The sequence below is a fragment of the Mycolicibacterium litorale genome, assembly GCF_010731695.1.
In the GTDB taxonomy this organism is placed as follows: domain Bacteria; phylum Actinomycetota; class Actinomycetes; order Mycobacteriales; family Mycobacteriaceae; genus Mycobacterium; species Mycobacterium litorale.
Genome location: NZ_AP022586.1, coordinates 2,443,289 through 2,468,398 on the forward strand (window position 1 = coordinate 2,443,289; position 25,110 = coordinate 2,468,398).

Below are 25,110 nucleotides of genomic sequence, written 5' to 3' on the forward strand. Positions count from 1 at the left end.
CAGCGGTCAGCTCGCCTGTTCGGCCGGTTTGGGCGGCGGGGGCGGAGTGGGCAGCACCGCGTACAGGTCGCGCTCGAGGTCGGCGCGGATCGCCTGTCGCTCGGCGTCGGTGCCCGCGGCCAGCGCAGGAACCACGATGCCGAACACGTCGACCACCGAGGCGCCGAGCGTCGTCACCTTCGCCCACGCCACGTCCACACCGTCGCGTTCGAACACCGCGGTCAGCCGCGCCAACAGGCCGGCGCGGTCGATGGTGCGGACCTGCACGACGAACTCGCTCGGCGACGCGCCGGTGGACCACAGGACGCGGGGCGGGGCAGGCACGTGGTTCGCCGGAACCGCCGCGAGGATCTCCCCCGCCCTGGTGGTGCCGTACTGGGCCGCCTCCCGCTCGCGGCGTTCCAGCTCCCCGAGCACGTCGAGGTCCCCGTCGAGCGCGAGGATGAACTGCTGGCGCAGGAGCCCGGCCGCGGGTGGCGTCCCGAAGTGGGGCGACACCACGAAGGTGTTGATCGCCGAACCCTGATGGCTGTTGACCGACGCGGAGTGCACGCGCAGCGAGTTGAGCGCCAGCACGGCGGCGGCCTTCGACAGCAGACCGCGCCGGTCGGGGGCGATCATCGTCACGTGGTGGATGTGCGGGCTGTCGGCCGCGGTCAGCTCGACGTGGACACCCACCTGACCGGCCAGTTCGAGGTGACGCGGCTCGATCGGATCGGGCTGCGGGAGCGGTTCGCCGGCCATCACCAGCCGGCAGCGCCGCACCAGGTCGCCGATCAGCGAGGCCTTCCAGTCGCCCCACACCCCGGGTCCGGTGGCCAGCGAGTCCGCCTCGGCGAGCGCGTGCAGCAGTTCCAGGAGCACCGGGTCACCGCCGAGTTTGTGCACGACGCCGTCGATGACCTTCGGATCCTGCAGGTCCCGCCGCGTCGCGGTGTCGGGCAACAGCAGGTGGTAGCGCACCATCTTCGACAACAGCTCGATGTCCGAGGGCCACATCCCCAGCCGGGTGCCGATCTGCTCGGCGAGTTCGGCGCCGATGACGCTGTGGTCGCCGCCGCGGCCCTTGCCGATGTCATGGCACAGCGCGCCAAGCACCAGTAGATCGGGACGTGACACACGAGTAGTCAAAGCGCTTGCGCGCGAGACTGTTTCGACCAGATGCCGGTCGACCGTCCAGATGTGCACCACGTCGCGGGGCGGCAGGTCGCGCACCGCGCCCCACTCGGGGAAGAGCCGCCCCCACAGTCCGGTGCGGTCCAGCGCCTCGACGGTCGACACCACCGCGGGGCCCACCCCGAGCATCACGAGCAGATCCTTGAGTGCCTGACGCGGCCACGGGGTGCGCAGTTCGGGTGCGGTCTCGGCCAGCCGGCTCAACGTGGACACCGCCATCGGCATGCCGGTGGCCGCCGAGGCCGCGGCGACCCGCAGGATCAGCCCGGGGTCGCGCCCGGGCCGGGCGTCGCGGGCGAGGATGACCTCACCGGCGTACTCCACGACACCTTCGTCGAGGGGTCGGCGCACGGGCCTGCGCAACGCGGCGAATCCGCGGCGCGGCAGCGCGTTGGCGGCCGTGCGCAGCCCGGCGTCGACGTAGTAGCTGATGGTGCGCGCCGCATCGCTGAGCATGCGGGCCAGGTCGAAGCGGTCACCGATGCGCAGCGCCGCCCCGATCTCGTCGGCGTACTGGGCCAGCAGGAGATCCCGGCCGCGCCCGGAGATGCGGTGCAGTTCGGTGCGCACGTTGAGCAGCGCCAGATGCGCGCCGCCGAGGGTGCCCGTCGGCGAGGCGAGCGCCGGGCTGGGATAGACATCGGCCAACTGGGCGATGGCCAGCGCGTTGAGCAGTTGGACGTCGCGCAGGCCGCCGCGGCCGGATTTGAGGTCCGGCTCGGCGCGGTGGGCGATCTCACCGCTGCGCCGCCAGCGCGCCTGGGTGTGCTCGACGAGTTCGGCGAAGCGCGGGGCGATTCCGGTGCGCCACTGCCTGCGCGCGCCCCCGACGAGCAGTGACGACAGATCGGCGTCTCCGGCGATGTGGCGCACCTCCAGCATCGCGAGCCCGGCCGAGATGTCCTCGCCGGCGACCTTCAGCGCCTCGGGCACGGTCCGCACACTGTGGTCGAGCCGAATGTTGGCGTCCCACAACGGATACCAGAGCAGCTCGGCGACCTGGCTCACGACATCGGCGGGCATGTTGTCGTGCAGCAGCATCAGATCGAGATCGGAATAGGGCAACAGCTCACCGCGGCCCAGCCCACCCGTCGCGACGATGGCGAAGCCACTGGTCGCGGTGATGCCGATCTCGGTTGCCTTTGTGCCCAGCCAGAATTCGTACAGATCGAGCAGCGCGTCGCGCAGTGCGGCGGTGTCGAGTTGACGGGGTCCGCCGGCCAGGAGCTGCTGGGTGGCCTTCACCAGATCGGTGGCGGGCCGCAACGAGGCCGCCGCCGGCGCCGTCCATCTGGGGGCGCCGGCGGCGGATCGTGGTGGTCGTTCTGTCATTTCGGAAGTCCTCCCCCGGACCAGTGAGTGCTTACGGTGTCGAGCCGGGAGACGACCCCCTCGTCATCAGAGGGCGTCTGCCCCCCGCTCGCCGGTACGCACCCGGACCACGGTGTCGACGGGGCTCACCCACACCTTGCCGTCACCGATCTTGCCGGTGCGGGCCGCCTGCACGATGACGTCGACGACCTTGTCCACGGCGGAGTCGTCGACGATCACCTCGACACGGACCTTGGGCACGAAATCGACGGAGTACTCGGCTCCCCGGTAGACCTCGGTGTGGCCCTTCTGCCTGCCGTAGCCCTGCACCTCGCTGACGGTCATCCCCAGAATGCCCGTCTGCTCGAGCCCGGTCTTGACGTCTTCGAGCGTGAACGGCTTGACGATCGCAGTGATCAGCTTCATTTCGTCGGTCCCTTCCAAGAAAATTGTTGCCGATCAGACGAGTTCATAAGCCGTTTCCGCATGCTCGGTCTCATCGATGCCGGTGTCCTCGTCTTCCTTTGTCACACGCCAGCCCATCGGCTTGACGATGAAAGCGATGATCGCAGTCATCACTCCCGTAAAGACAACTGCTACCAGAGCGATCACGACCTGCACCACCAGCTGCTGGATTCCGCCGCCGTAGAACAGGCCCGTCTCGGTGGCCAGGAAGCCGATGCCGATGGTGCCCCACAGGCCCGCGACCAGGTGAACCCCGACCACGTCGAGCGAATCGTCGTAGCCGAACTTGTACTTCAGACCGATCGCGAGCGCGGACAGGATGCCGGCGATGGCGCCGAGGATCAACGAGCCGATCGGTGACAGCGATCCGCAGGCCGGGGTGATCGCGACGAGGCCGGCCACGATACCCGACGCGGCGCCGACGCTGGTGGCGTGACCGTCCCGGACTCGCTCGACCGCCAGCCAGCCGAGCATCGCGGCGGCGGTGGCGGCCGTGGTGTTGACCCACACCAGGCCGGCGAGCGCATCGGCGGCGCCCTCGGATCCGACGTTGAACCCGAACCAGCCGAACCACAGCAGTGCGGCGCCGAGCATCACGAACGGGATGTTGTGGGGACGGTAGGGAGTGCGGCCGAATCCGGCGCGCTTACCGATCAGGACCGCGAGCACCAGCGCGGCCATACCGGCGTTGATGTGGACCACCGTGCCGCCGGCGAAGTCGATGGGCGGGACGTTGGCCGCACCTTCGTCGGCGTTGTAGCCGAACAGCCATGACGCGAACCCGTTCTCGGCGCCCGACATCAGGCCGCCACCCCAAACCATGTGCGACAGCGGGAAATACACCACCGTCACCCAGATGCCGCCGAACACCAGCCAGGTGCCGAACTTCATCCGCTCGGCGACCGCGCCGCTGATCAGCGCGACGGTGATGACCGCGAAGGTCAGCTGGAAGGCGACCCAGACGATCGCGGGGACCGATCCGAACCCGCCGATCGGGTACAGCTCCTGGCCGCCGATCTCGCGCGCCTCCATCAACGGCATCAACCCGAACAGCGAAAACGGATTGTCGAAGATGCCGAGGATGTCGCTCTCACCGGTGTGCGCGGAGGCGAACGACATCGAGTAACCCCACAGCACGTAGATCACGCTGACCACGCCGAGGGCCCCGAAGGACATCATCATCATGTTGAGGACGGACTTCTGACGGGACAGGCCGCCGTAGAAGAACGCGACGGCGGGCGTCATCAACAGCACCAGTGCGGCGCTGGCGAGCACCCATGCGGTGTCGCCGCTGTTGAAGGCGGCGTACGCGTCGTCCGGTAAGGCTAAGACCACTTTGTGTGAACCTCCTGGGGGAATTCGCCGACGGATCGGCCTCCCGAGAAGACTCTTGTGCCCGCGTTTCACCGGTGATGCATGAGCGTTTCCGGAATGTGAACGCAGCGACCCACCCGGTTACGCTTATGTTTCCGACGAGCGGACGACGGTCGATCGCGCCGTGCGGGCCGTCAGCCGAGCAGCGCGTCGACGAACGCCGCGGGTTCGAACGGCGCGAGATCGTCGGGTCCCTCGCCGAGGCCGACGAGCTTGACCGGGACGCCGAGTTCCTCCTGCACGCGGAACACGATGCCGCCCTTGGCGGTCCCGTCGAGTTTGGTGAGCACGACACCGGTGATCTTCACGACCTCGGCGAACACCCTCGCCTGCGGGAGGCTGTTCTGGCCGATCGTGGCGTCGAGCACCAGCAGCACCTCGTCGACCGCGGCGCGCTTCTCGACGACCCGCTTGACCTTGCCCAGCTCGTCCATCAGACCGGTCTTGGTGTGCAACCGGCCTGCGGTGTCGACGACGACGACGTCAGCGCCGTTCTCGATGCCCTTGGAGACGGCGTCGAAGGCGACCGACGCCGGATCGGCGGCCTCCGGCCCGCGCACCACCTCGGCGCCGACCCGTGAGGCCCACGTCTGCAACTGGTCGGCGGCCGCGGCGCGGAAGGTGTCGGCGGCGCCCAGCACGACGCGGCGCCCGTCGGCGACCAGGACGCGGGCGAGTTTGCCGACGGTGGTGGTCTTGCCGGTGCCGTTGACGCCGACGACGAGCAGCACCGACGGTTTGTCGGCATGCGGCAGCGCCCGGATCGACCGGTCCATCTCCGGGTGCAGTTCGCCGACGAGAACGTCGCGCAGCACCGCGCGGGCGTCGGCCTCGGTGCGCACCGACTCGCTGGCCATCCGGGTCCGCAGCGCGGCGACCACCTTCTCGGTGACGACCGGGCCCAGATCGGCGATCAGCAGGGTGTCCTCGACGGCCTCCCACGACTCCTCGTCGAGGTCGCCGCCGCCGAGCAGGCCGAGCATGCTGCGGCCGAGCGCGTTCTGCGACTTGGCCAGCCGGCCGCGCAGCCGGTCCAGCCGGCCGTGCGTGGGCGCGATCTCCTCGACGGGCTCCGGCTCGGCTTCGGGCGTCGGCTCGGCTTCGGGCGCCGGCTCCGGCTCCGGTTCGACCAGTGGCTCCGGGGCGGGTTCGGCGACCGGTTCTGCGGGTACCCGCGGCGGGGCGGTCTCGACGGGCGGTTCGGGGAGCCGCACGTCGGCGATCGGGCGCTTGGGTGCGTCGCGCGGGATCGTGGCGTCGTCCCCGACCGCGGGCAGTCCGCTGGTGTCGATGCGGTCCTTCGGCCGGGCCGGCGGCGCCTGCGGTGGTGCTGACGATTGTGTGAACGTGATGCCGGAACTGGCCGTGTATCCGCCGGAGCGGTCGATCGGTGTGGCAGTGTCGGCTTCCGAGAGCCTGATCCGCCGGCGCCGGTAGCGGACCAGGCCAACCACGAGCGCAACGACGAGAAGAACGGCGATGACCGCGATTGCGATCCACACAGCCAGCGAGAGATCCAGGGTCACCCGGCCATTCTTTCAGGGTGGGTCTCAGGGTGGGTAACCGGTGACGTTGCGGCCCGTTGGCAGCGAAGACGGCATGCAGCTCCGCAAACGCCGTCACATCGACGTCTGCCTGCACGGACCGGTGGAGTACGAGACCGTCACGACCGGTTTCGAGGACTACCGGCTGCCCTACAACGCGCTGACCCAGACCTCGCTGAGCCGGCTGGAGCTCGGTACCGAATTCCTCGGCAAGCGGCTGTCGGCTCCCCTGCTGATCGGCGCGATGACCGGCGGCGCCGAACTGTCCGGGATCATCAACCGCAACCTGGCCACCGCCGCACACCGGCTCGGCGTCGGGATGATGCTGGGCTCCCAGCGCATCATGTTCGACAACGACGCGGTGGCGCGCAGCTTCGCGGTGCGTGACATCGCCCCTGACGTGCTGCTGATCGGCAACGTGGGGCTCGCCCAACTGTCCGAACCGGTGGTTCCGGCGCTGGAGCGCGCACTCGACCACGTCGGCGCCGACGCGCTCGCCGTGCACACCAACCCGCTGCAGGAGGCGATGCAGCGCGACGGGGACACCGACTTCACCGGTTCGATCGACCGGCTGCGCACGGTCGCCGCCACCCTGCGCAAGCCCGTGATGCTCAAGGAGGTCGGCCACGGTATCGGCGCCACGGCCGCCGCGGAACTGGTGGACTGCCCGCTGGCCGCCGTCGACGTGGCGGGTGCGGGCGGCACCTCATGGGCCCGGGTCGAGCAGCTGGTCCGCTACGGCGAGATCCGCTCGCCCGCGCTGGCCGAGTGGGGTATCCCGACCGCGCAGGCCCTGCTCGAGGTGCGGCGCACCCTGCCCGGGGTGGCGCTGGTCGCCTCCGGCGGTATCCGCACCGGCATGGACGCCGCCAAGGCGCTCGCGATGGGCGCCGACGTGGTGGCCGTCGCGCGTCCCCTGCTCGCGCCCGCCATCGAATCGGCCGATGCCGTGGTGGAGTGGTTACAGCACTTCATCGGCGAACTGCGGGTGTGCCTGCACGGGTGCGGGGCCGCGGACCTGGCGGCGCTGCGACGCGCGGGTGTGCAGCCGGCCGATTCCTAGCGCCGGCTACGCCTGCGTGCTGACCAGCTCCTGGCCGCGCATCCGCTGGGAGATCACCTGCGTGATGCCGTCACCCTGCATGGTGACGCCGTAGAGCGCGTCGGCGACCTCCATGGTCGGCTTCTGGTGGGTGATGACGATCAGCTGCGATCGCTCGCGGAGCTGTTCGAACAGGCTGATCAACCGGCGCAGGTTGACGTCGTCGAGGGCGGCCTCCACCTCGTCCATCACATAGAACGGTGACGGGCGGGCCCGGAAGATCGCCACCAGCATCGCCACCGCGGTCAGCGACTTCTCCCCACCCGACAGCAGCGACAGCCGTTTGATCTTCTTGCCCGGCGGCCGGGCCTCCACCTCGATGCCGGTGGTGAGCATGTCGTCGGGATTGGTCAGCAGCAGCCTGCCCTCGCCGCCCGGGAACAGGGTCTCGAAGACCTGGGTGAACTCCCGCTCGACGTCCGCGTAGGCCTCGGAGAACACCTGAAGGATGCGGTCGTCGACGTCGGCGATCACGTCGAGGAGGTCCTTGCGCGCGGCCTTGACGTCCTCGAGCTGGGTGGACAGGAAGTTGTACCGCTCTTCGAGCGCCGCGAACTCCTCGAGCGCCAGCGGATTGACCCGGCCCAGCTCGGCCAGTTCGCGTTCGGCGCGTTTGGCGCGGCGCTCCTGGGTGGGCCGGTCGAACGGCATCGGGGCGGGCGCGGTGACCTGCTCGCCGCGCTCCTTGGCCTGCTCGTACTCCGCCATCTCGAGTTCGGTGGGCGGCAGCGCGATGTGCGGTCCGTATTCGGCGATCAGGTCGGCGGGCGCCATGCCGAACTGTTCGAGCACGTTGGCCTCGAGTTGTTCGATGCGCAGCGCCGCCTGCGCCTTGGCCACCTCGTCGCGGTGCAGCGCATCGGTCAGCGTGGTGAGGCGCGCGCCGAGTTCGTTGACCTCCTCGCGCGCCTTGCTCAGCGCCGCGGCCCGCTGCTGGCGTTCGGCGGCCAGCGCGTCGCGGCTGCGCGACGCCGCGGCGACCACCGCGCTCAACCGCGCCGCGACCTGCCTGCCCGACTCCGCGACCGCGCCGGCGACCGCGGCGGCATGTTCGCGCGCCTGTTTGGCACGCTGGGCGCGCATCCGCGCCTCCCGTTCGGCCGCCGCCGCGCGGCGCAGCGAATCCGCCCGTCCGCGAACGGCATTCGCGCGCTCCTCGGCGGTGCGCACGGACAACCGCGCCTCCACCTCGGCGGCGCGGGCGGCTTCGGCGGCGGCCACCGAGGCCTGCCGGTCGACGGGTTCGACCTCGAACATCGGGGCCTGCTGGGCGTTGTGCAACCGGGTCTCGAGTTCGGTGAGTTCCTCGACGGTCCGGGTGCGGCCGGCCTCGAGTTCGTCGCGCTGCCGGATCAGCCGCTGCCATTCGTCGGCCGCGGCGCGGGCGTCCTGCCCGAGCCGGCCGAGCTGCTCGTAGATCGCCGAGATCGCGGCGTCGGATTCGTTGAGCGCGGCCAGCGCGTGTTCGGCCGCTTCCTGGCGGTCGTGCTGTTCGGCCAGCGCACCCGACAGCGCGGCGGCCAATTCGCCGACCTGCTTCTCCGACGCCTCGAGGTCCGCGCGTGCCTTGTCGATCTCCGAGGCGATCTCCAGTGTGCTGGGTTTGCGATCGGACCCGCCGCTGACCCAACCCGCACCCACGAGGTCGCCGTCCGCGGTGACCGCCCGCAACTGCGGCCGGTCGGCCACCAGATCCAGGGCGGCCGCCAGGTCGGCGACGATCGCGACGCCCGAGAGCATCGCGGTGACGGCGCCGCGCAGCCGCGCCGGGATGTCGACGACGTCGACGGCCCACACCACGCCGGCGGGCAGTGCGGGCGTCTCCGCGGTCGGCGTCTCCGGCCAGTCGCCCAGCACGATCGCGGCCCGGCCACCGTCGGATTCCTTCAGCGCGGCGACCGCGTCGCGCGCCGCACCCGAGTCCTCCGCCGCCAGCGCGTCGGCCGCCGCACCGAGCACCGCCGCCACCGCCACCTCGTGGCCCGGGCGCACCTTGACCAGTTCCGCGATCGAGCCGAAAAGCCCTGCGCCGCCGTGGTTCTGCTGCAACCAGGCCGCGCCGTCGCGGCGGTCGAGGCCGACCGCGAGCGCGTCGATGCGCGCCCGCAGCGAGGCCACCTGGCGTTCGGCGGCGCGTTCGGCGGTCTGCAGTTCGGCCACCCGCTCGTCGGCCTGGCGCAACGCCGCCACCGTGCGGTCGTGGTGTTCGTCCAGCCCGAGCTCCCCGGCGTCGAGTTCCCCGACGCGCGACTGCACGGTCTCGAACTCCGCCTGGGCCTGTTCGGCCTTGGCGGCGGCCTCCTCGATGCCGACCGTCAGCCGCGCCACGGTCTCGTCGATCGACTCCACCCGGGTGCGCATGGTGTCGACCTGACCGGCCAACCGGGCCAGACCCTCACGCCGGTCCGCCTCGGCGCGGGCGGCGGCCATGTGCGCGCGCTCGGCGTCCGCGGCGACGCGCTCACGCTCGGCCAGTTCGTCGCGGGTCGCCTCCAACACCGCGCGCGACTCGGCCAGCTCCTCGAGCAGTTCGGCCTCGTGCGCGGCCATGTGGTCGGCCTCGGCCTCCATCTCGTCGGGGTCGCGGCCGGTCGACGGCTCCGGTTCGGCGTCGAGCAGCTGGGTGCGTTCGGTGGCGATCCGCACCGTGGCGCTGACCCGTTCGGCCAGTGCGGAGAGCCGGAACCAGGTCTGCTGCGCGAGTTCGGCACGTTCGGTGAGGTCCGCGACCGCGGTCTCGTGCCCGTCGAGTTCGGCGGTGGCGGTCTCGAGCCGGGTGGTGATCTCGTCGTGCTCGCGGCGCAGCATGGTCTCGGTCTGGTGGGTGTTGTCGAACTCCGAGCGCCGGCTCACCAGGTCGTCGGCCGCCAACCGCAGCCGGGCGTCGCGCAGATCGGCCTGGATGGTCTGCGCCCGCCGCGCCATCTCCGCCTGTCGGCCGAGCGGTTTGAGCTGACGGCGCAGTTCGGTGGTCAAATCGGTCAGCCGGGCCAGGTTGGCCTGCATCGAGTCGAGTTTGCGGACCGCTTTCTCTTTGCGTTTGCGGTGCTTGAGCACCCCGGCGGCCTCCTCGATGAAGGCGCGGCGGTCCTCCGGACGCGATTCGAGGATCTCCGAGAGCTTGCCCTGCCCGACGATGACGTGCATCTCGCGGCCGATGCCCGAATCGCTGAGCAGTTCCTGGACGTCCATCAGGCGGCAGTGGCTGCCGTTGATCTCGTACTCGCTGCCGCCGTCGCGGAACATCCGGCGGGTGATCGACACCTCGGAGTACTCGATCGGCAGGGCGTTGTCGGAGTTGTCGATGGTGACCGTGACCTCGGCACGGCCCAGCGGGGCGCGCGACGACGTGCCGGCGAAGATGACGTCCTCCATCTTGCCGCCGCGTAGCGTCTTGGCGCTGTGCTCGCCCATCACCCAGGTCAGCGCATCGACCACGTTGGACTTACCCGACCCGTTGGGGCCGACCACACAGGTGATCCCCGGTTCGAACCGCAGAGTCGTCGGCGCCGCGAAGGACTTGAAGCCCTTGAGCGTCAGACTCTTCAGATGCATGACGTGCCAGACTACCTAGCGCTCGCGGAATCCGGTGATGTGCTCGCGCGCGTCCGACCAGTCGGCGATGACCTTGTCGACCCGGCCCGGCGTGTCGCCGCCCTCGAGCAGGGCGAGCAGCCGCTCACAGGCGGCGCGCGGCCCCTGGGCCACCACCTGCACGCGGCCGTCGGGCTTGTTGGCCGCGAACCCGGTCAGCCCCAGTTCGAGCGCCCGCGAACGCGTCCACCAGCGGAAACCGACGCCCTGGACGTGGCCGTGCACCCAGGCGGTCAGCCGGACGTCAGGCTCGTCCGACATCTTTGGTCTCGAACGTGACCTTGGTCCCGGACTTCAGCGTGCGACCGACCGTGCACACCTGGTCGATGGCGCGCTCGACGACGGTCAGCAGGCGGGCCACCTCGTCGTCGGAGAGGCCGGACAGGTCGACCTCCAGCGACTCCTCGAGCAGCGGATAGCGCTCCTGCTCGCGGTCGGCCGGGCCGGAGACGCGGATCGTCGCGGCGTAGTCGTCGCCGAGCCGGCGGCGCAGCGGGCTGTCGCTGCTCATCCCGCTGCAGGCGGCCAGCGCGATCTTCATCAACTCGCCGGGGGTGAACACCCCCTCGACGTCCTCCGATCCGACCAGCACCTCGGCACCGCGTGAACTGCGCCCGGTATAGCGGCGCACACCCGTGCGCTCCACCCACAGATCCGTCATGGCTCATTTCTACAACGCCGCCGAAACTGCTCACAGATCGCGCATCCGGCCGCTGATGCGATCTCCCCGCAGTCTCAACGAATCAGGTGCGGCGAATCCGCGGGCGGGGCTGACAGCGCGGACAGTAGAACGACGAGCGGTTCATGAACTTCTCGCGGCGGATGATCGCTCCGCACCGCCGGCACGGCTCACCCTCGCGGCCGTAGGCGTCCAGCGACCGGTCGAAGTAACCGGACTCTCCGTTGACGTTGACATAGAGCGAGTCGAACGACGTGCCGCCCTGCCCGAGTGCCTCGGTCATCACCTCGGCCGCCGCGTCGAGCAGCTCCCCGAGCTGCTTGCGGGTCAGCGCCGACGCGGGCCGGGCGCCGTTGACCTTGGCCCGCCACAACGCCTCGTCGGCGTAGATGTTGCCGATGCCGGATACCACCGTCTGGTCGAGCAGCTGGCGTTTGATCTCAGAATGCTTGCCGCGCAACACTTTAACGACCGCATCGCGGTCGAACAGCGGGTCGAGCGGATCGCGCGCCAGGTGCGCGACGGGCATCGGGACGTCGGTGCCGTCGACGGTGACCATGTCGGCGAGCAGCCAGCCGCCGAAGGTCCGCTGATCGACGAAGCTCAGCGCCGTCCCGTCGTCGAGCAGCGCGGCGATGCGCAGGTGGTCTTCTTTCGGGATCGGTCCGAGCAGCATCTGTCCGCTCATCCCGAGGTGCACCACCAGCGCGGCACCGTCCTCCAGCGTCAGCCACAGATACTTGCCACGCCGTCCGGTACCGGTGATGCGCGCATCCAGCAGCCGGGCCGTCAGATCGGCGGGGCCGGCCTCGTGGCGCCGCACCGCGCGCGGATGGTGCACCCGCACCGCGGCGATCGTCTTGCCGGTGACGTGCGCGTCCAGGCCGCGCCGGACGACCTCGACCTCGGGTAGCTCGGGCATGCGGGGCTACGACTTGTCCAGCGCCGTACTGTCCAGCGCCGTCCACGCGGCCGCGGCGGCCTTGAGTTCGGCCTCCTTCTTGGTGCGACCGACACCCCTGCCGTATTCGATGTCGGTGACGAGCACCGACGCGGTGAACTCCTTGTCGTGGTCCGGGCCCGTCGAGGACACCACGTACGACGGGGCGCCCAGCCCGCGGGCGGCGGTGAGTTCCTGCAGGCTGCTCTTCCAGTCCAGACCGGCGCCCAGGGTGGGTGCGGTGTCGAGCAGACCAGCGAACAACCGCAGGATCACCTCACGCGCGACGGTCAGCCCGTACTCGACATAGATGGCGCCGAGCAGGGATTCGACGCCGTCGGCGAGGATGCTCGACTTGTCGGCGCCGCCGGAGTTCTCCTCGCCCTTGCCCAGCAGCAGATACGCGCCGAGACCGTCGTCGGACAGTTTGCGGCCGACGTCGGCGAGCGCCTGGGTGTTGACGATGCTGGCCCGCAGTTTGGCGAGGTCCCCCTCGGACCGGTCGGGGTGGCGGTGGTAGAGCTCCTCGGTGATGGTCAGGCCGAGCACTGCGTCGCCGAGGAATTCGAGGCGTTCGTTGGTGGGCAGGCCGCCGTGCTCGTACGAGTAGCTGCGGTGGGTGAGCGCCATGGTGAGCAGATCGTCGGGCAGGTCGACGCCGAGCGCCGCCAGCAGCGGCGAACGGTCCACCGTCACTTGTCGTCTCGTTCCAGCAGGCCGCTGAGCTTGGCCCAGCGCGGGTCGATCGTCTCGTGGTGGTGGCCCGGTTCGGCGGTGTTCAGCGCGATCCCGCATTCGGCGCACAGCCCCGCGCAGTCCGGCCGGCACAGCGGCGCGAACGGCAACGCCAAGCCGACCGCGTCGATGATCGGTTGCTCGAGGTCGACGGTGTCCGGCACGCCGATGGCACCGACGCGACCCACCTCGTCCTCCTCGGTGGTCGCGTCGGTGGTGCTGTCGGGATAGGCGAACAGCTCGGTCAGCTCGATCTCGACCTCACCGGTCAGCGGCGTAAGACATCTGGCGCACTCACCGGTCGTGGGCCCGCTGACCGTGCCGGTGACCAGCACGCCCTCGGACACCGCCTGCACGAGCAGGTCGAGCGTCAACGGGTCACCCTGGGCGATGCCGATCAGGTCCAGCCCGATCCGCGACGGGGCGGGCACGGTCTCCTGGAACGTCATCATCGAGCCTGGTCGCCGGCCCAGTCGGGAGATATCGAGCACGAGCGGCGATCGTGCTGCCCTGTGCGTCGCCATGCCTCGATCCTACGGCGCGGGCCTATGGCGTTTTCCGCACCACCGGGCGTGGTCGCCGCTCAGCGGGCCGCGTAGTCGTGCGTGCCGGCCGCGGTGCGCAGCTGGTGGCGACCGCGGCCCACCGAACGAAGTGTGCCGTTGAGGAAGTCCTCGAATTCGGCGAGTTTGCTGTCGACGTAGATGTCGCATTCACCGCGCAACCGGTCGGCCTCGGCGTGGGCGGTGTCGATGAGCCGGGTGGCCTCGGCGGTCGCGGTCGAGACGATCTCGGTCTGCGACACCAGGCGCTGCTGCTCCTTGATGCCTTCCTGGACGGCCTTCTCGTAGGCGAGGTTGCCGCTCTCGATCAACCGGTCGGCTTCGGACTTCGCGCGGCCGGTGCTGGCGTCGTATTCGCGCTTGGCGGTCGCCATGACCCGCGAGGCCTCCTCGCGCGCCTCGCCGACCATGCGCTCGCTGTGCTGACGCGCCTCGCCCACCATCCGGTCGGCCTGGGCCTTGGCGTCGGCCAGCAGCCGGTCCGCCTCGGCGCGGGCGTGATTGACCATCGACTCGGCTTCGGCGCGCGCATTCGTCACCATCGACTCCGAGTGCTCCTTGGCGTCCCGCAGCATGGAGTCGCGGGCGTCGAGGACGTCCTGGGCGTCGTCGAGTTCGCCGGGAATGGCGTCCTTGATGTCGTCGATCAGCTCGAGGACGTCGCCGCGAGGGACGACACAGCCTGCCGTCATCGGCACGCCGCGGGCTTCTTCGACGATCGCGCCCAGTTCGTCGAGCGCTTCAAAAACTCGGTACACGGCAACACCCTCCAGGCGTAGTTGTTGGTTACCAGTGTGCCTGGTGTTACGCCTGTGACTGGGCTTCCCGCCCCGGTGTGTCTTCCGCCAGGCACGTCTGGCACGGCTGTGACACCGAGGTTATGTCAAGTGGCGCCGGGCGCTCAGCGCAGTGCGGCCCCGATGACGTCCCTGGCCCGGTCGATCATCGACGCGAACGGTCCGACCGCGAAGTTGAGCTTCGCCGATTCCACGCCGGGATGCGGACGCGTCGGGGCGATGGCCTCGGCCGCCCGCACCGCCGACGCGAGCCGCTTGAGATCGTCCGCGTCGAGCTCGCGCTGCAGTTTGTCGAACTCCTCGTGCTCCTCGCGCTCGGCGTGGTCGACGACGGCGTCGCGGAACGACGCCAGCTCCTCGAGGAACTGCGGCGAGCCGAAGTCCATGCCCTCCAGCTTCGACAGCTGCTCCTTGGCGTCGTGCTCCTCGGCCAGCCGGGCGTCGACGATCTCGTCCCCCGCCTCGATCTCCTGTCGCGCCCGCGGGTGGACCACCATCTCCTCGGCGGTCTCGTGCACCGCCAGCAGCTGGCGCAGTTCGGTGAACGCCTTCTCCCGCGCCTCCTCCGAGGACGCCGAGAACACCTCCTCGAACATGTCCTTGATCAGGTTGTGCTGGTCTTTGAGGAACCGGACGACGTCGTCGGTCGACTGAACGAACGTTTCAACCATGGGAAAACCTCCGGGATGGGCTGTGTCGGCGCAGGTGGGCTGGTGCGCCACCGCAGTCCTACCCCTGCCGGTATCTGCTCAACCGCGCAGTTTGGCCTGCAACCGCACGTTGACGGCCTCGGGCAGCAGTGCCGAGACGTCACCGCCGAGCGTGGCGACCTCCTTGGCCAGCGACGACGAGACGAACGAGTACTGCGGGGTCGAGGCGACGAAGAACGTGTCCACACCGGCGACGTGCTTGTTCATCTGGGCCATCTGCAGCTCGTACTCGAAGTCGGTGCTGCTGCGCAGTCCCTTGACGATCGCGGTGAGCCCCCGCGCCCGGACGAAGTCGACGACCAGCCCCTGACCCGATTCGATGCGCAGGTTCGGCAGGTGCGCGGTCGACTCCGCGATCATCTCGATGCGCTCCTCGGCGGTGAACATGCCCTTCTTGTTCGGGTTGACCAGCACCGCGACGATGACCTCGTCGAACTGCGCGGCGGCCCGCTCGAAGATGTCGACGTGGCCGAGGGTCACCGGGTCGAACGAGCCAGGACACACCGCGCCACTCATGGGTGACGACGGTACCTGATCACCACAGGCGTCACATCAGTCGCATTCGGCCATGTCGAGGCGGGTGTCGCCGTAACGGCGTGACGGCCACGGCGACCAGCCCGGCGGCCACCGCAGGTCCGTGCCCGAGGCCCGCCGTTCGATCGCCGCCACCGTCCCGGTGCGCACCCATCCCCCGGCGTCGAGTGCGGTCAGCATCGCCTCGATAGCGGTGTCCGGTACGTCGTAGGGCGGGTCGGCCAGCACGAGGTCGACGGGCCGGTCGGTCCCGCCGGCCAGGATGGTCGCCACCGGCGCGCGCCGCACCTCCGCGGCGGCGCCGACCCCGAGGCCGGCGATGTTGGCGCTGATCGTGCGCGCCGCGCGGTGGTCCTGCTCGACGAACACCGCTCGCGCGGCCCCCCGCGAGAGCGCCTCGAGGCCGAGCGCGCCGGACCCGGCGTACAGGTCGAGCACGGCAAGCCCGTCGAAGTCCAGCCGAGCGTCGAGGACGTTGAACAGCGCTTCGCGCACGCGGTCGGCGGTCGGCCGGGTTCCCTTGGGAGGCACCGTGATCCGCCGTCCGCCGAGTGACCCGGCGATGATCCGGGTCAGCTGACCACCACCAGCAGATCGCCGCCCTCGACCTGGGCGGTCGCCGAGACCGCGACACGGTCGACGGTGCCCGCCTTGGGTGCGGTGATCGCGGCCTCCATCTTCATCGCCTCGATGGTCGCGATGGTCTGTCCCGCGCTCACCGTGTCGCCGGCACTCACGCCGACGGTCACCACCCCGGCGAACGGGGCGGCGACGTGGTCGGGGTTGGTGCGATCGGCCTTCTCCGCGGTCGGGACGTCGCTGGCCACACTGTGGTCGCGCACCAGCACCGGGCGCAGCTGGCCGTTGAGGATGCACATCACCGTGCGCATGCCGCGTTCGTCCGGATCGGACACCGCCTCGAGCCCGATGAGCAGTTCGACCCCGCGTTCGAGGACGACCCGGTGCTCGTCGCCTTGGCGCAACCCGTAGAAGAACTGGTTTGCGCTCAACCGCGAGGTGTCGCCGTAGGTCTCGCGGTGCGCCTCGAACTCCTTGGTGGGACCGGGGAACAGCAACCGGTTCAGCGCCGCCTGCCGTTTGGCGCCGGGCTGCGCGAGCACCGCCTCGTCCTCGGCCGACAACTCCTCGACCGGTTTGGCCGCCGCGCGTCCCGCCAGCGCCTTGCTGCGCAGCGGTTCGGGCCACCCGCCCGGCGGATCGCCGAGTTCGCCACGCAGGAAACCGATCACGCTGTCGGGGATGTCGAAACGTGCCGGGTCCTCGGCGAACTCCTCTGCGGTGATCCCCGCGCCGACCAGTGACAGCGCCAGATCGCCGACGACCTTGCTCGACGGGGTCACCTTGACCAGCCGGCCCAGGATGCGGTCGGCAGCCGCGTACGCCTCTTCGATCTCCTCGAACCGGTCACCCAGCCCGAGCGCGATCGCCTGCTGGCGCAGATTGCTCAGCTGGCCGCCCGGGATCTCGTGGCGGTACACCCGCCCGGTCGGAGCGGGCAGTCCGGATTCGAAGGGCGCGTACACCCTTCGCAGCGCTTCCCAATACGGTTCGAGATCGCACACCGCCGCCAGCGACAGCCCGGTGTCGTACTCGGTGTGCGCGGCCGCGGCGACGATCGAACTCAGCGCCGGCTGGCTGGTGGTGCCGGCCAGCGGGGCGGCGGCCCCGTCGACCGCCGACGCGCCCGCCTGCCACGCCGCGGTGTAGGTGGCCAGCTGACCGCCCGGGGTGTCGTGGGTGTGCACGTGCACCGGCAGATCGAAGCGCGAACGCAGCGCCGTGACCAATTTGGTGGCCGCCTGCGGGCGCAACAGCCCGGCCATGTCCTTGATCGCGAGCACATGAGCTCCGGCCTCGACGATCTGTTCGGCCAGCCGCAGGTAGTAGTCGAGCGTGTAGAGGTTCTCGGCCGGATCGGACAGGTCGCCGGTGTAGGACATCGCGACTTCGGCGACGGCCGTTCCGGTTTCGCGTACGGCGTCGATCGCCGGGCGCATCGAGTCGACGTTGTTCAGCGCGTCGAAGATGCGGTAGATGTCGATGCCCACCGCGGTGGCCTCTTCGACGAATGCGGTCGTCACGGTTTCCGGATACGGGGTGTAGCCCACCGTGTTCCGGCCGCGCAGCAGCATCTGCAGACAGATGTTCGGCACCGCCTCGCGCAGCGCGGCCAGCCGCTCCCACGGATCCTCTTTCAGGAACCGCAGCGCCACATCGTAGGTGGCACCGCCCCAGCACTCGATCGAGAGCAGTTCCGGTGTCATCCGCGCGATGTGCGGCGCCACCATCAGCAAGCCCGTCGTGCGGATCCGGGTGGCCAGCAGCGACTGGTGGGCGTCACGAAACGTCGTGTCGGTCACGCCGACCGCCGGGGTGTCGCGCAGCCAGCGGGCGAAGCCCTCGGGACCCAGCTCCATCAGCTTCTGCTTGCTACCGCTCGGCGGCGGCGTCGACGGGTCGAGCTGCGGGAGCTTGTCGTGTGGGTACACCGCCGACGGCCGCGGCCCGTGCGGCTGGTTGACCGTCACGTCGGCCAGGTAGTTGAGGATCTTGGTGCCGCGATCCGCCGGCGTGCGGGCGGTCAGAAGGTAGGGCCGTTCGTCGATGAACGACGTCGTGACCCGGCCGGCCCGGAAATCCGGATCGTTGACCACGGCCTGCAGGAACGGGATGTTCGTCGACACCCCGCGCACCCGGAACTCCGCGAGCGCGCGTCGGGCCCTGGCCACCGCGGTCGAGAAATCGCGGCCCCGGCACGTCAACTTGACCAACATGGAGTCGAAGTGGGCGCTGATCTCCGCGCCCAGCACGGTGCCGCCGTCCAGGCGGATCCCCGCGCCGCCCGGCGAGCGGTACCCGGTGATGCGGCCGGTGTCGGGGCGGAAGCCGTTGGCCGGATCCTCGGTGGTGATGCGGCACTGCATCGCCGCGCCACGGATCTGCAGGGAATCCTGGCTCAGGCCCAGATCGGCCAGCGTCTCGCCGTCGGCGATCCGCATCTGCGATGCCACCAGGTCGACGTCGGTGATCTCCTCGGTCACCGTGTGCTCCACCTGGATGCGGGGGTTCATCTCGATGAAGACGTGCCTGCCCCGCTCGTCGAGCAGGAACTCGACCGTGCCGGCGTAGCTGTAGCCGATCTGGCGGGCGAAGGCCACCGCGTCGGCGCAGATCCGTTCGCGCAGTTCGGGATCGAGGTTCGGCGCAGGGGCCAGCTCGATGACCTTCTGGTGGCGCCGCTGCACGCTGCAGTCCCGCTCGAACAGGTGCATGACGTTGCCCTGTTGGTCGGCGAGGATCTGTACCTCGATGTGCCGGGGATTGACGACCGCCTGCTCCAGGTACACCATCGGGTCGCCGAACGCCGACTCCGCCTCGCGGCTGGCCGCCTCGATCGCCTCGGGCAGCGCGTCGGGGTCGGTGACGCGCCGCATACCGCGCCCGCCGCCGCCGGACACGGCCTTGACGAACACGGGGAAGTCCATGTCACCGGCAGCGGCGACCAGTTCCTCGACCGACGACGACGGCGCCGAGGACCGCAGCACCGGCAGACCGGCGGCGCGCGCGGCCTCGATGGCCCGCGACTTGTTGCCGGTCAGCTCCAGCAGTTCGGCCCGCGGGCCGATGAACGTGATGCCCGCGTCCGCGCAGGCGGCCGCCAGCTCGGGATTCTCGGACAGGAAGCCGTAGCCGGGGTAGACCGCGTCGGCGCCCGCGTGCCGGGCGACCCGGATGATCTCGTCGACGGACAGATAGGCCCGAACCGGGTGGCCCATCTCCCCGATCTGATAGGACTCGTCGGCCTTGAGACGGTGCAGCGAATTGCGATCCTCGTACGGATACACCGCGACAGTCGCGATGCCCATCTCGTAGGCGGCGCGGAACGCCCGAATCGCGATCTCGCCGCGATTGGCGACCAGGACTTTGGAGATCACGCGCTACCCTATCCCGCTGTGCCGGCGGCGCCTACAAAAGGGTCGACCAGTAGTCCCAGAACCGCACCAGGATCAGCAGGATCAGCGCGGTGAACCACAGCGCGGTCAGCGACCAACGCCACTGATGGACCGCGCGGGCCACCGCGTTCCCGGCCAGGGGCCGGCGCAGCGCGATCGACGACACCACGACGAGCAGCGGGATCGTGACCGCCCACACCACCATGCAGTAGGGGCACAGCGCACCGATGCGGTAGAGGCTCTGGAAGATCAGCCAGTGCACGAACACCGCGCCGAGCAGCGTGCCGACGGCCAGACCCGACCAGTACCAGCGCGGCAACCGCACGTTCGCCACTGCGAGCACACCGGTCACCGTGACGACCGAGAAGGCCGCGATGCCGATGAGCGGGTTGGGGAATCCGAACAGCGCCGCCTGCGGGGTCACCATCACCGAACCGCAGGACAGCACCGGGTTCAGCGAGCACGACGGGGTGTAGGTGGGATCGATCAACAGCTCGATCTTCTCGATCGTGAGCGTGGCCGCGGCGACGAGCCCGACCACACCGGCGATGAGCACCCACACGGCGCTCGCCCTTGGCACCGCGAGCCCGGCCGTCCGGTCGGCCGCCGGGGCGGTCGACGCGACGGTGTCGGGTGCGGTGGCGGTCATGACGCGGGAGCCGGCGCCGGACCGTCCAGGCCGGGCACCTCGCCGACGATTTCCTTGATCTTGCTCACCAGCGCGTCCGGGGTGGACGGGTCGTAGTCCTCACCGTTGATGCGCACGCTCGGGGTGGCGCGGATATCGGTCGCCGCCGCCATGCCCTTGACCATGTCGACGTAGCGGCCCTTCTTGATGCAGTCGGGCACGCCGCCGCCGGCGCCGGCCTGGCGCGCCAGCTCGATGAGCTGCTCGTCGCCGGGGTAGGTGCCGCCGCCCTCGGCGGGCTGGATGCCCTCGGTGAACAGCGCGGCGTGGAACCGGCGGAAGGCGTCCTTGCTCTCGTCGGCGACGCAGTACGCGGCACTGCCTGCGCGCGACGAGTAGCCGTCGCCCTGCGCGTCGAGGATCGAGACCATGTAGTAGTCGGCGGCCACGGCGCCGGAGTCGATCAGCTTGTTGATGGTGGGCCCGAACTGGCGCTCGAAGTTGCCGCAGGCCGGGCACAGGAAGTCTTCGTAGAGCGACAGCACGGCCTTCGGCTCGCTGGTGCCCTCTTTGGTGATCACGTTCTCGGCGGCCACCCGCACCGCGGTCGCCTCACCGGAGGCCGGCTTGTCCTCCGCCGACATCACGATGTAGAGCACGAGAGCGACGGCGAAGACCACGACGACAGCCGTCAGGCCGATCTGGATGAACAGATTGCGCTTGCGATCAGCCGCCTTCAGGTCGTAGCGGGGGTTCTTCTTCGGTTTCGTGGCCACGCGACAAGCGTACCGGCGGGCCTGGCGGCCGCCCTAGCCGCGGCTGAGGTGGGCGCGTAGCGCGGAGATCATCGCCGCGGTGGCGGTGGCGCTGTCACCGCCGAGCGGGAAGAAGTTGGCGAACGCGTGGATCAGCGAGCCCTCCTGCCGCAGGTCGACCTCGACGCCCGCGGTGCGCAACGCCTCGGCGTAGCGGTTGCCCTCGTCGCGCAGCGGGTCGAAGCCCCCGGTGAGTACGAGTGCGGGCGGGAGCCCGGACAGGTCGTCGGCCAGCAGCGGGGACACCTCGGGATCGGTGCGGTCCACACTCGCGCCCTCGAGGTAATGGTCGGTGAACCACTTCATGTCGCGGGCGGTGAGGAAGTAGCCGTCGGCGAACAGGGTCTTGGAGCGCGTCTCGCTGCACACGTCGACCACGGGATAGAGGAGCAATTGCAGTGCGGGCATGGGCTCGCCGGCGTTGCGCGCCCGCTGGCAGACGACGGCGGCGAGGTTGCCGCCCGCGCTGTCGCCGCCGACCGCGATGCGCTCGGCGTCGACGCCCAGCTCGGCGGCGTGCTCGCCGGCCCAGCGAAAGGCGGCATAGGCGTCATCGGCCGCGGCGGGCGCCTTGTGTTCGGGCGCGAGCCGGTAGTCCACCGACAACACCGGGAGACCGCCGTCGCGGCAGATCAGCCGGCACAGCTCGTCGTGGCTGTCCAGGTCCCCGATGACGAAGCCGCCGCCGTGGTAGAAGACCAGCAGCGCCGAGTCGGCCTCGGGCGTCGCCGGGCGGTACAGCCGCGCCGGGATGGCGCCGGCCGGGCCCGGGATGGTCAGCTCGGACACGTCGGTGACGATCGAGCTGGGGATCATGGCCGAGGTGATGCGCAGTTGGCGCCGCGACACCGCAACGTCGTCGCTGGACACGAGACCGCCGATCCCGGCGGCGCGCTGGGCTGCCAGCAGCAGCTGCAGCGTGGTGTCGAGGGTGTTGCCGTCGACGGTGACGGACCGGAAGCCCAGCAGCGCGCGCTTGACCGGTTCGGGCAGCAGCGGCAGGGTCCGCAACGTCACGCGGGTGCCCGCGTTGACCACGGCGTCGCGGACCCGGCTCCTGCCCCGGGGCGCAGGGTCACCGCTGCGGGTGGTCGGCCCGACGGGCGGTGCGGCGGCTGGCAGACTCGGCGACATGGCTGCTCCTCTGATCACGTTGAACGACGGCAATTCGGTCCCTGCGGTCGGCTTGGGCGTCTGGCAGACACCGCCCGAAGACACCGAGCGCGCGGTCGCGGCGGCGCTGGCCGCCGGCTATCGACACGTCGATACGGCCGCAGCGTACGGCAACGAGGAACAGACGGGCAGGGCGATCCGCGAGTCCGGGCTCGACCGTTCCGAGGTGTTCCTGGTCACCAAGCTGTGGAACTCCGAACAGGGCTACGACGCGACGCTGGCCGCCTTCGACGCGAGCGTCGGCCGACTGGATGTCGACTACCTCGACCTGTACCTGATCCACTGGCCGGTGCCGGAGAAGAACCTCTACGTCGACACGTTCAAGGCGTTCGCGAAGCTCCGTGAGGACGGTCGCATCCGGTCCATCGGTGTGAGCAACTTCGAACCCGAGCACCTGCGCACCGTCGTCGACGAGACGGGCATCGTGCCCGCGGTCAACCAGATCGAGCTGCACCCGTTGCTGCCTCAGCACGAACTGCGAGAGGTGCACGCGCAGTTGGGAATCGCCACCGAGGCGTGGAGTCCGCTCGGGCAGGGGTCGCTGCTGACGCACCCCGCTGTGACCGCCGTCGCCGAGTCACACGGAAAAACCGCAGCGCAGGCACTGATTAGGTGGCATATACAACTCGGTAATATCGTCATCCCCAAGTCGGTGAACCCACAACGGATTGCGAGCAACTTCGACGTGTTCGACTTCGAACTGACCGAGCAGGACATGGCGTCCATCTCGGCTCTCGAGGACGGCACCCGGATGGGTCCCGACCCCCGAACCTTCAACTTCACAGGGTAGGTGACATGACGTCAACGCGCGGTGAGGCAGCCGGCATCCCCTCCGTCTCCCTCAACGACGGAAACTCGATCCCGGTCGTCGGGCTGGGAGTCGGTGAGCTCTCCGAGGCCGAGGCCGAACGGTCGGTGACCACCGCGCTCGAGGCGGGTTACCGGCTGATCGACACGGCGGCCGTCTACGGCAACGAGGCCGCCGTGGGTCGCGCGATCGCCGCGTCGGGCATCCCGCGCGAGGAGATCTACGTGACCACCAAACTGGCGGTGGCCGACCAGGGCTTCGGGTCGTCGCAAGACGCCGCCCGGGCCAGCCTCGAACGCCTCGGCCTGGACTACATCGATCTGTACCTCATCCATTGGCCGGCCGGTGACCACGGCAAGTACATCGACAGCTGGGGCGGCCTGATGAAGGCCAAGGAGGACGGCGTCACCCGCTCGATCGGGGTGTGCAACTTCAACGCCGAGCACCTGTCGAACATCATCGACCTGTCGTTCTTCACCCCGGCGATCAACCAGATCGAACTGCACCCCCTGCTCAGCCAGGCCGAGCTGCGCGAGGTCAACGCGGGCTACGGCATCGTCACCGAGGCGTACGGCCCGCTCGGCGTAGGCCGCCTGCTCGATCACCCCGCGGTGACCGGCGTCGCCCAGGCGCACGACAAGACACCGGCGCAGGTGCTGCTGCGCTGGAGCATCCAGCTGGGCAATGTGGTGATCTCCCGCTCGGCCACCCCGGAGCGCGTCGTGTCCAACCTCGACGTGTTCGGCTTCGAGCTGACCGACGACGAGATGGCCACCCTCAACGGGCTCGACGAGGGCAAGCGGTTCCGGCCCGATCCGGAGACCTACACCGGCCCGTAGTGGTCACTTCTGCGATTCGGCCGGCGCCCGGTGCGCCGGCCGTTCTCGTCCCGGTCAGCCGCGCGGGCAGGTGTCGGTCGCCTGCCGCAGGGCCGGCACCGCGTACTGACACCAGGCACATGCTCAGCTCGACGAGGATGGCGATTGGAGCCCAAACCGGCCGTCGGACGTGGGGATCGGTTCGACTGGTACTTGGGTCAAGCCACCGCACATGAGCCGCCGCCGAGAATTGCTGTAACTGGCGCGCTCAGTCCCTCGATATCCTGTACCAGACACACCGTTTGCTCGGTGGATGGAGCCTCGGCAGTAGCCGACGCAGGTAAGGCCGTTGGCGGATTAGCGGAAGACGTGTGGGATGCAATCTTCTGAGCATTTCGACCTGCCGAGCGAATGGAAGGGCAACCGAAGAGGTGCGCAGTATCGCCTCGCCACGATCGTCCTGCTCGCACTCGCGGGGTTGTCGCTTCTGTTGGGGTTCTTATTCTCAGCAGCAGGGACCCCCGCAGCGCTCAAGTATTGTCTGCTCTTTGCGCTGATTCTCACGCTGACGGTCGGCCTTGGGGCGGCCGCTCGAATTGACCGTGCGAACCTACCCTCGAACATCAAGACGGTCGAACTCCATGGTGTTTCGAAGACGCAGATCTCGTACTCGTTCGCGCAATACTGCTTGCTCATCGGCCTGATGTCGAGTTGTAGCGCGTTCTGCGTGATCGCGGCCACCGAAATTTTCGTTCGTCAGCGTGGCGGCAGCTTTCCCGGTGCTTCACTCGTGATCGGCGCGCTAGGCGTGTTTTTCGCGTCGTTCGTCATGTCCGCGGCTTTGGGGCGTATTCGTCGCGGCGAGTTGATACTGTCGAACCAGGGCGTCGAGCAACGCGGATGGAGTTTCGAGTCTCGCTTGGAGTGGTCAGGTATCGCGGGGATCGTACCGGCTTTCAATGGGCACCCGGTCGTCCTGTTGATCGGGTACGCGAACGCCGGTTGGCACCGCCGATATACGACACGTATCTGGCGGATTGATCGCCTTCCGCCAGTTCCCATGATTGAAGTCGACTGCCGTAAGTTCGACGTCGACTGTCGGGAGTTGTACGGCTACCTGCGCCACTACGTCGACACTCCGGCTGCGCGCGAGGAGCTGGGCACTGAGGCGGCGATCGAACGGGCGCGACGCGCGAATCCAGCTCGCTGACGCTGACATCGGGCATTCGAATGAGGGGCAACGGGGCCGGCGGGGTGTGCAGAAAAGTGTCGTGTCGGTGAGCTGAGAAGGGCCCACCTTGGGAGAGGACACCGAGGTCGATGATCGCCATGGTCCGGCTTCGGCGGCTACACGACTGCCGCGGCCCGCG

At 69.5% G+C, this 25,110-nt stretch carries 22 protein-coding genes; 4 read left to right on the top strand and 18 right to left on the bottom strand.

Translation table 11 applies throughout. The features are described from left to right. Nucleotides 1–6: 6 nt before the first annotated feature. The 4 genes from G6N30_RS11560 to ftsY all read right to left on the bottom strand — a co-directional run bounded on the left by G6N30_RS11560 (nt 7) and on the right by ftsY (nt 5,852). A complete protein-coding gene (locus G6N30_RS11560; RefSeq protein ID WP_134052891.1) occupies nt 7–2,508 on the bottom strand; it encodes a [protein-PII] uridylyltransferase in 2,502 nt (833 codons plus the stop codon). A 66-nt stretch (nt 2,509–2,574) separates the two neighbouring features. Beyond that, on the bottom strand, nt 2,575–2,913 hold the full coding sequence (locus G6N30_RS11565; RefSeq protein WP_011559357.1) for a P-II family nitrogen regulator: 339 nt from the start codon (nt 2,911–2,913) through the stop codon (nt 2,575–2,577). A 33-nt stretch (nt 2,914–2,946) separates the two neighbouring features. Further along, nucleotides 2,947–4,287 (bottom strand): ammonium transporter, encoded by a 1,341-nt coding sequence (locus G6N30_RS11570; protein ID WP_134052893.1) that lies wholly within the window; start codon nt 4,285–4,287, stop codon nt 2,947–2,949. A 173-nt stretch (nt 4,288–4,460) separates the two neighbouring features. Continuing rightward, a complete protein-coding gene (gene ftsY / locus G6N30_RS11575) occupies nt 4,461–5,852 on the bottom strand; it encodes a signal recognition particle-docking protein FtsY (RefSeq protein WP_134052895.1) in 1,392 nt (463 codons plus the stop codon). A 73-nt stretch (nt 5,853–5,925) separates the two neighbouring features. Between ftsY and fni the strand changes: the two genes are divergently transcribed. Continuing rightward, complete coding sequence (fni, locus tag G6N30_RS11580; RefSeq protein WP_179965623.1) at nt 5,926–6,933, top strand: type 2 isopentenyl-diphosphate Delta-isomerase; 1,008 nt, start codon at nt 5,926–5,928, stop codon at nt 6,931–6,933. Between the two features lie 6 nt (nt 6,934–6,939). Here fni and smc read toward each other — a convergent pair whose 3' ends face one another. The 14 genes from smc to G6N30_RS11650 form a co-directional block, all read right to left on the bottom strand. Further along, entirely contained in the window at nt 6,940–10,527 is a 3,588-nt protein-coding gene (gene smc, locus G6N30_RS11585; RefSeq protein WP_134052899.1) for a chromosome segregation protein SMC, read from the bottom strand. 15 nt (nt 10,528–10,542) lie between these two features. Beyond that, nucleotides 10,543–10,827, bottom strand: a complete 285-nt coding sequence (locus tag G6N30_RS11590; protein WP_134052901.1) for an acylphosphatase — start codon at nt 10,825–10,827, stop codon at nt 10,543–10,545. Next, a complete protein-coding gene (locus G6N30_RS11595) occupies nt 10,811–11,227 on the bottom strand; it encodes an OsmC family protein (protein WP_134052903.1) in 417 nt (138 codons plus the stop codon). Before G6N30_RS11595 ends, G6N30_RS11590 begins: the two co-directional genes overlap by 17 nt. Nucleotides 11,228–11,309: 82 nt before the next feature. Then, nucleotides 11,310–12,167 carry a bifunctional DNA-formamidopyrimidine glycosylase/DNA-(apurinic or apyrimidinic site) lyase gene (gene mutM / locus G6N30_RS11600; protein ID WP_134052905.1) on the bottom strand — a complete coding sequence of 286 codons (858 nt, stop codon included), beginning with the start codon at nt 12,165–12,167 and terminating at the stop codon, nt 11,310–11,312. Nucleotides 12,168–12,173: 6 nt separating this feature from the next. After that, on the bottom strand, nt 12,174–12,881 hold the full coding sequence (gene rnc / locus G6N30_RS11605; protein ID WP_134052907.1) for a ribonuclease III: 708 nt from the start codon (nt 12,879–12,881) through the stop codon (nt 12,174–12,176). Continuing rightward, nucleotides 12,878–13,444 (bottom strand): YceD family protein, encoded by a 567-nt coding sequence (locus tag G6N30_RS11610; RefSeq protein WP_134052909.1) that lies wholly within the window; start codon nt 13,442–13,444, stop codon nt 12,878–12,880. The genes rnc and G6N30_RS11610 overlap by 4 nt, the downstream gene beginning before the upstream one ends. Nucleotides 13,445–13,503: 59 nt before the next feature. Next, nucleotides 13,504–14,241 (bottom strand): cell division protein SepIVA, encoded by a 738-nt coding sequence (sepIVA, locus tag G6N30_RS11615; RefSeq protein WP_011559347.1) that lies wholly within the window; start codon nt 14,239–14,241, stop codon nt 13,504–13,506. A gap of 143 nt (nt 14,242–14,384) precedes the next feature. After that, on the bottom strand, nt 14,385–14,951 hold the full coding sequence (locus tag G6N30_RS11620) for a hemerythrin domain-containing protein (protein ID WP_134052911.1): 567 nt from the start codon (nt 14,949–14,951) through the stop codon (nt 14,385–14,387). 78 nt (nt 14,952–15,029) lie between these two features. Then, nucleotides 15,030–15,506: a pantetheine-phosphate adenylyltransferase gene (gene coaD, locus G6N30_RS11625; RefSeq protein WP_134052913.1), complete on the bottom strand. Its 477-nt coding sequence runs from the start codon at nt 15,504–15,506 to the stop codon at nt 15,030–15,032. A 36-nt stretch (nt 15,507–15,542) separates the two neighbouring features. Then, nucleotides 15,543–16,100, bottom strand: a complete 558-nt coding sequence (rsmD, locus tag G6N30_RS11630; protein WP_134055183.1) for a 16S rRNA (guanine(966)-N(2))-methyltransferase RsmD — start codon at nt 16,098–16,100, stop codon at nt 15,543–15,545. Then, nucleotides 16,097–19,480: a pyruvate carboxylase gene (locus G6N30_RS11635; protein ID WP_134052915.1), complete on the bottom strand. Its 3,384-nt coding sequence runs from the start codon at nt 19,478–19,480 to the stop codon at nt 16,097–16,099. The genes rsmD and G6N30_RS11635 overlap by 4 nt, the downstream gene beginning before the upstream one ends. A 31-nt stretch (nt 19,481–19,511) precedes the next feature. Beyond that, nucleotides 19,512–20,147 carry a vitamin K epoxide reductase family protein gene (locus G6N30_RS11640; RefSeq protein ID WP_134052917.1) on the bottom strand — a complete coding sequence of 212 codons (636 nt, stop codon included), beginning with the start codon at nt 20,145–20,147 and terminating at the stop codon, nt 19,512–19,514. Continuing rightward, on the bottom strand, nt 20,144–20,902 hold the full coding sequence (locus tag G6N30_RS11645; protein WP_134052919.1) for a DsbA family protein: 759 nt from the start codon (nt 20,900–20,902) through the stop codon (nt 20,144–20,146). The genes G6N30_RS11640 and G6N30_RS11645 overlap by 4 nt, the downstream gene beginning before the upstream one ends. 33 nt (nt 20,903–20,935) lie before the next feature. After that, on the bottom strand, nt 20,936–22,075 hold the full coding sequence (locus G6N30_RS11650; protein WP_134052921.1) for an alpha/beta hydrolase: 1,140 nt from the start codon (nt 22,073–22,075) through the stop codon (nt 20,936–20,938). On the opposite strand from G6N30_RS11650, the gene G6N30_RS11655 reads away from it, so the two are divergent. The 3 genes from G6N30_RS11655 (at nt 22,074) to G6N30_RS11665 (ending at nt 24,950) form a co-directional block, all read left to right on the top strand. Next, nucleotides 22,074–22,904 (top strand): aldo/keto reductase, encoded by an 831-nt coding sequence (locus tag G6N30_RS11655; RefSeq protein ID WP_134052923.1) that lies wholly within the window; start codon nt 22,074–22,076, stop codon nt 22,902–22,904. The two genes, G6N30_RS11650 and G6N30_RS11655, sit on opposite strands and share 2 nt — an antisense overlap. 5 nt (nt 22,905–22,909) lie before the next feature. Continuing rightward, nucleotides 22,910–23,761: an aldo/keto reductase gene (locus tag G6N30_RS11660; RefSeq protein WP_134052925.1), complete on the top strand. Its 852-nt coding sequence runs from the start codon at nt 22,910–22,912 to the stop codon at nt 23,759–23,761. Nucleotides 23,762–24,116: 355 nt separating this feature from the next. Continuing rightward, entirely contained in the window at nt 24,117–24,950 is an 834-nt protein-coding gene (locus G6N30_RS11665) for a hypothetical protein (RefSeq protein ID WP_134052927.1), read from the top strand. Nucleotides 24,951–25,110: the final 160 nt, after the last annotated feature.